The sequence below is a fragment of the Streptomyces sp. ERV7 genome (assembly GCF_001653515.1).
In the GTDB taxonomy this organism is placed as follows: domain Bacteria; phylum Actinomycetota; class Actinomycetes; order Streptomycetales; family Streptomycetaceae; genus Streptomyces.
The window spans coordinates 1-6268 of record NZ_LYOY01000007.1 but is presented as its reverse complement, the minus strand read 5'-3'; the positions used below and the strand labels follow the sequence as shown (position 1 = coordinate 6268).

The window sequence follows — 6268 nt, the reverse complement described above, 5'->3', positions numbered from 1 at the left end:
CCCTTGCCCCTCCCCCGACGGCCGCCTCGAATCTGGTGCCCGGGCCGGATCACGGCCGATCACCCACCGGAGCAATGGAGTTGACCATGCCGCAGACCACCGCCGTCGACGTGGACCGGATCGTGGAGCGCTATGTCGCCGTCTGGCGCGAGCCCGACGCCGCCGTACGCGAGAGCGCCGTTGCCCGGATCTGGGCCCCGGACGGCGTCGAGTTCATCGAGGGGACCCGGTTCCGCGGCCACGAGCAGCTGGTGGACCGGGTCGCGGAGGCCTACGGGTTGTTCGTCGCCTCCGGCGACTACCACCTCGGCGCCGACGACCACGTCACCGTCCACGGCCACATCGCCGTGTTCACCGTCCAGTTGACGTACGCCAAGGGCCCCAAGGTCGATGAGGTGGCCTGGGCCGCCCGGGTCTTCCTCGTGCTGGACACCGACGGCCGGATCCTGCAGGACTACCAGCTGACGGTCCAGCCGCTGCCCACGGCGTAAGGACGGTGCCCGTGAGATGCGGCCCTGAGTACGGTCCTTGTCACCGCTCGCCCGACACCGTACGCAGATACGCTCCGAGCCTGGCGATCGCCGACGGGTTGCGGGGGCTCTCGACCAGGTCCGCGTAGTCGAGGACGAAGATCCGTCGGTGTTTGACGGCGGAGACGTTGCGCAGGGGCGCGTAGGACAGGAGGAACTTCTTCTTCGCCTCGGCGCTCACGTCACCGTAGTCGCAGATGACGATGGTGTCCGGGTCCCGCTCGACGACGCTCTCCCACCCCACCGTGGTCCAGGAGTCCGCCAGATCGTGCATGACGTTGACACCGCCGGCCTCGGTGATGATCTGCTCCGGGGCGGCATAGCGGCCGGATGTGAACGGCGTGCTCTGGCCGCTGTCGTAGAGGAAGACCGAAGGGCGGTCGGCACCCTTGGGTGCCGACGCCCGCACCGCTGCGATCTGCTTCTTGAAGTCCTGGATCAGCACGGCGGCCCGCTTCTCGACGCCGAACAGTCTGCCGAGGTTGGTGAGGTCGGCGTACAGGGCGTCCAGCGGCGGCATGATGCCGCGCGAGGACTTCGTCCGGCCGTTGTGGCAGGACTCGGTCAGGATGTAGGAGGGGATGCCGAGCTTCTTCAGTGCGTCGGGGGTGAAGCCGCCGTCCTCGCGGAAGCCGTAGTTCCATCCGGCGAAGACCAGGTCGGCGCGGGCGTCGAGGACGTTCTCCTTGGTGAGCTGGTCCTTCGACAGCCATTTCACCTTGTCGTAGCCGCCCTTCCAGGGCAGACCGCTCACCTCTCCCTTGTCGTCGGGCATGGCGAAACCGGCCATACGGTCCTCAAGGCCGAGGGCGAACATCAGCTCGGTGATACCGACGTCGTTGGTGACGACACGTTCGGGGACCTTCTCGTACGTCACCTGGCGGCCGCAGTTGGTCAGGGTGACCGCCGAGGACTTGGTGTCCTCGGCGGACTCGACCGTGGCGCCGCAACCGGTGGCGGTCGCGGCGAGACAGACAACGGCGGCGAGCAGCTTGCGCATGTGCGTCCTCATGGGGTGGTGGGCGGGAGCAGGTCGAACAGAAGCTGGAGGGCGCCGGTTCCGGGATGCCGTACGCGATGTGCGCGCACCCCGAACACCGTCGCGAGCAGGTCGGGTTGGAGGACGTCGTGCGGCGGTCCGCAGGCGACGATCCGGCCGCCGTCGATGACGTACAGGACGTCGCAGTGGGCGGCGGCGAGGTTGAGGTCGTGCAGTGCGGCGAGCACGGTCAGACCGCTCTCGCGGACCCGGGAGAGGACGTCCAGCTGGTGGGCGATGTCCAGGTGGTTGGTGGGTTCGTCGAGGACCAGTACCCGTGGTTGCTGGGCCAGCGCCCGCGCGATGAGGACGCGCTGCTTCTCGCCGCCGGACAGGCTGAGGACGCCTCGGTCGGCGAGGTGGGCGACGCCCGTGCGCGTCATGGCCCGGGCGCAGATCTCCCGGTCCGACACGGCCGTACGGTCGCGGTGCGGCAGCCGTCCCATGGCGACCACCTCGGCCACGGTGAAGTCGAACTCGGCCGCCGACTCCTGCGGCAGCGCGGCCAGCACACGGGCGGCGGCCCGCGCGTCCATGGCGTGCAGGTCGTCGCCGTCCAGCCGTACCGCGCCGCCGGCCGGACGCAGTCCTCGGTACACACCACGCAGCAGGGTCGACTTGCCGCTGCCGTTGGGGCCCACGAGTCCCACGAACGCCCCGCTGTCCACGGTGAGCCTGATCTCCTCGACCAGCCGGGTCCCGGAGACCTCGATCGTCACCTCGTCGATGTCGAGTCGCACGGTCAGCGGCCTCCGAACGCATAGCCGCCGCGCCGCATCAGCAGCAGGAACGCGGGAACACCGACCGCCGCGGTGATCACGCCGACCGGCAGTTCGGCCGGGGCGAACAGCAGCCGGGACAGCACGTCCGCCCACACCAGCAGCACCGCTCCGGCCAGCGGGGCCACGGCCAGCACCCGCCGGTGGTCCGCGCCGACGACGATCCGCGCGATGTGCGGCACCATCAGTCCGACGAACCCGATGGCCCCGCTGACCGCGACGACGGTGCCGGTGACCGCGGCGGTGACCAGGAACAACTCCCGGCGCAGCCGGGCCGGTCGCACTCCGAGGGCGGACGCGGTCTCGTCGCCCATGGCCAGCGCGTTGAGCGCCTCGGCGCGCCGCCGCAGCCACATCCATCCGGCCGCCACCGTCACCGCGGCGAGCGGTACCTGTGCCCAGGTCGCGCCGCCCAGGCTGCCGAGCAGCCACATCACCGCCGATCTGGCCGCCTCGCCCCGGGCCGCACCGAACACCATGACCATGGTGACGGCCTCGAAGCCGTACGCCAGTGCCGTACCCGTCAGGATCAGCCGCAGCGGCGTCAGCCCCTGCGGCGAACGGGCCACGGCGTACACCAGCGCCATGGCCACCAGGGCCGAGGCGAACGCCGACACCGACAGCGCCCACACCCCGAGCCCGGCGAGCGCCCCCATCAGGATGACGGCGTTGGCCCCCACCGCCGCACCCGAGGAGATTCCCAGGACGAACGGGTCGGCCAGCGCGTTGCGGACCATCGCCTGCACCGCGACGCCGACGGAGGCGAGCCCCGCCCCGACCACGGCACCGAGCAGGACCCGCGGCAGCCGGATCTCCCACACGATGGTGTACGCGGCCGCCTCATCCGCGTGTACGGTTCCGCCGGTGAGCCCGGCCCACAGGAAGCGCGGCACGTTCGCCCAGCCGACCCCGGCGGCGCCGAGCCCGACACCGCACACGAGCGACAGCAGGAGTAACAGCCCCAGAGCCAGGCCGAGTGGCAGCACGGGTATCCGGCTGGGGGCTCTACGTCGATGCACGGGAGGGGCCGTCCTTCGCACGGGCCGCCTGCTGGACATGCCGCAGGAGACAGCCCGTACGGCCGTGCCGGCCGCGCGGGTCCCCCCTCGCAGTCCACGGCGAGCAGTCAACGGGTCGCTGCACCCCGCAGGCGATCGGGCTCACGCGACGGACCACAGGGTCGCCGCGCACACCGTTGCGGGTCAGCGCCGGACTCTCACCGGACTTCCCCCGCGGGAGGCAAGGGGAGCCTAACAAACAACAGCATCGGCGACGCGCGGCGCGGCGCCGCCCCCGGAAGGCGCACCGTATGTTGCCGGGAGCCGTGGCGGGTGTTGGGGTCGTAGCCATGGGCAGTGACGGCGACGCGGCCGACGGGCGCAGGCGCAGAGTGACCGGGGAAAAGGTGTTCGCCAGCGACTTCCGGCCGGTGGACCTGGCCGCCATGGGGTGGCCGACGGACTGCATGCACACCCTCCTGCTGCGCGCCCGGCACGTCGACCGGCTCTTCACGGGCGTGGACTTCGGGCAGCTGCCGGCCGAGCTGCGGCCCGACGTGGTCGTCACCGCCGCGGATCTCCCGAAGCCCCCGTACAACAACCGCGTGTCCGCCGACAACGTCCAGGCCCTGCTGCCGGCGGGCGAGACGGCCGACTACCTCGGCCAGCCGGTGGCCATCGTGGTCTACGGCGACTTCGTACGGTTCCGGCGCGCGGCGCAGGAGTTGCGGGAGGGCGCCGCTCCGGTGACGTACGGCCCCGCCCCCGCCGCCGGCACTCCCCCGCCCACGGAGGACCAGCAGATCGCGCTCGACCTGGAGGCCTGGACGCAGCGGAGCTTCACCGGCGCCCAGCGCCAGGCGCACTATCTGCTCGACGGCACGGTGCCGGACGGCTACTCCCACTGGAACCGGGGGCGCGTCACCTACGACGCCGCGCACACCACGTTCGTCAGGAACGGGCAGCCCGACGCCGATGCGGAGCAGTTGTTCCGGGCGATCGAGGACGACATGGCCCAGCCCGAAGCGCTGCGGGCCGTCACCACCACGTTCACCCAGCAGATCGACCCGGCGTTCCTGGAGCCGGAGGCCGGTCTCGCCTGGCTGGACCGGTCCTCGGGTACGTTGCATCTGGTGCTGGGAACGCAGTCGCCGCACGGGGACGTGCCGGACATCCAGACGCTGCTCGGCCGCGAGGCGCACCCGACCGTGCGCTCCGTGCGGCTGTGGTCGAAGGACTGCGGTGGTGGGTTCGGAGGCCGGGACAAGTCGCCGTTCCCGTACTACCTGGCGCTCGCGGCCGTGTTCGCGCCCGGCCCCGTCCGGCTGGCCTACGACCGGCGCGAGCAGTTCCAGGGCGGTATGAAGCGACACGCCTCGGCGGTGCGCAGCTGGATCCGGGCCGATCCGGACGGCCGGATCCGGGCGATGCGTTCGTTCGTCGTGCTGCACGGGGGTGTCGAGGCCAACCTCAACGGGCCGGTGCTCGGACTCGCGGCCCTGCACGCCACGGGCCCCTACCGGGTGCCCCGGGCGTCGGTGCACGCCATCGTCCTTGAGCGGGCGATCCCCATCGTCGGTTCCATGCGCGGCTTCGGCATCCCCCAGGTGGCGTTCAACCTGGAGACCGCCATCGACCGGTTCGCCGTACGGGGTCTTGGCATGGATCCGATCGACTTCCGGCTGGCCAACGTGGTCCGCCCGCACACCGACGGCTCGACGGACGCCCCGGACACCGACCTCGCGGGCACGCCGCTGCGGTTCCATGTCGCCGCCGCCGAGGTCTGCACGGCGGCTCGGGACCACACTCTGTGGCGGGAACGCGACGAGGCCCGTGACCGGGTCGCCGGGCGCGGCGACGGCACGCTGTACGGGGTGGGCTTCGCCTGCTGCATGGAGGCGTACGGAACCACCCAGGACAGCGTCTACACGGCCGTACAGGTGACCGCGGAAGGCCAGATCGTGGTGTGGGGCCAGAGCGTGGAGATGGGACAGGGCTCACGCGGTGCTCTGGAGCAGGCCGCCCGCAGTGTGCTGGGGGTGCCCGCGGAGGCCCGGCTCGGTGTGGTGGGGCCCTTCGAGCGCTTCGCCCAGCGGCTGAAGCAGGCCGGGTTGCACGACCAGGTGAAGATCTCGCTGTCGCACGGGGCGAGCAGCGCGTCCAAGACGGCGTTCTTCCACGTGCACGTCGTACGGGAGGCCTGCCGCGCCCTCCTGCGGCTGCGCCTGCTGCCCGCGGCCCGCGCGGTGCTGGGCGAACCCGGCCTGAGCGACGACGAGTTGCTGGCCGCGTGGCACGAGGGTGCGGTGCGGCTGCCGGGCCGCCCCGAGGTGCCGCTCGCCGCACTGGCGGGCGAGTTGGCCGCTACGGGTGGCGAGACGTGCGTCATGGCGCACGGTTTCTTCTGCAACGGCTGGTCACAGGCGACGTTCCAGGTGGACGGGGTGTCCCAGGAGGCGTCCGTCGACGCGCTCGCACTCCTGCGGTCGCCCGACGACGAGCCGGTGCCCCTCCCCCCGGTCGGCCCGCTGCGGCCCCCGGCCGCACAGGGACCGGGCAAGGACTTCGTGCCTCGCTCACTGTACGCGGCGGCGGGTCATCTGATCGGCGTGGAGATCTCGCCACAGTACGGGGCGATCCGCGTGGTGGACGCGGTGACGTTCCTGGACGCGGGCGACCCGCTGCTGCCGGCCGCGCTCGAAGCCCAGGTGGAAGGCGGGCTCGCCATGGGTATCTCCCATACGCTGCACGAGGAGCTGCCCCCGGAGACCGGGGCCGGCCCCTACGTCAACTTCGACCGCTACCGGCTGGCGCGGTACGCCGACCTCACCGGGATCCGACGCCGGACGACACTGATGCCCCTGCCGCCGGCGGGCGTGCTCGGCCCCGGCGGTCCGAACGTGCGGCACAAGGGGGTCGGGG

The 6268-nt window shown here is 71.8% G+C and carries 5 protein-coding genes and 1 riboswitch; of the genes, 2 read left to right on the top strand and 3 right to left on the bottom strand.

Going from position 1 to position 6268, the window contains the following annotated elements:
* The first annotated feature begins 86 nt into the window (after positions 1-86).
* Complete coding sequence (locus tag A8W25_RS05550) at positions 87-491, top strand: nuclear transport factor 2 family protein (RefSeq protein ID WP_067156889.1); 405 nt, start codon at positions 87-89, stop codon at positions 489-491.
* A 40-nt stretch (positions 492-531) separates the two neighbouring features.
* Here the strand turns inward: A8W25_RS05550 and A8W25_RS05545 are convergent, their stop codons facing one another.
* The 3 genes from A8W25_RS05545 to A8W25_RS05535 are packed head-to-tail and all read right to left on the bottom strand — an operon-like array spanning position 532 to position 3406.
* Entirely contained in the window at positions 532-1530 is a 999-nt protein-coding gene (locus A8W25_RS05545) for an ABC transporter substrate-binding protein (RefSeq protein WP_067156886.1), read from the bottom strand.
* 8 nt (positions 1531-1538) lie between these two features.
* Positions 1539-2309, bottom strand: coding sequence for an ABC transporter ATP-binding protein (locus A8W25_RS05540; RefSeq protein WP_067156882.1), 771 nt, complete (start codon positions 2307-2309; stop codon positions 1539-1541).
* A 2-nt stretch (positions 2310-2311) separates the two neighbouring features.
* Positions 2312-3406 (bottom strand): FecCD family ABC transporter permease, encoded by a 1095-nt coding sequence (locus A8W25_RS05535; protein WP_420708408.1) that lies wholly within the window; start codon positions 3404-3406, stop codon positions 2312-2314.
* Between the two features lie 73 nt (positions 3407-3479).
* Positions 3480-3617: riboswitch (cobalamin riboswitch) on the bottom strand.
* 79 nt (positions 3618-3696) lie between these two features.
* On the opposite strand from A8W25_RS05535, the gene A8W25_RS05530 reads away from it, so the two are divergent.
* Positions 3697-6268 (top strand): xanthine dehydrogenase family protein molybdopterin-binding subunit (locus A8W25_RS05530; protein WP_067156878.1); only part of this gene is annotated, 2572 nt, incomplete at its 3' end.

What these genes read in the sequence shown, in the direction of transcription:
- A8W25_RS05550 (WP_067156889.1), top strand. Translation starts at nt 87, where the DNA reads ATGCCGCAGACCACCGCCGTCGACGTGGACCGGATCGTGGAGCGCTAT.
- A8W25_RS05545 (WP_067156886.1), bottom strand. Translation starts at nt 1,530, where the DNA reads ATGCGCAAGCTGCTCGCCGCCGTTGTCTGTCTCGCCGCGACCGCCACC.
- A8W25_RS05535 (WP_420708408.1), bottom strand. Translation starts at nt 3,406, where the DNA reads ATGTCCAGCAGGCGGCCCGTGCGAAGGACGGCCCCTCCCGTGCATCGA.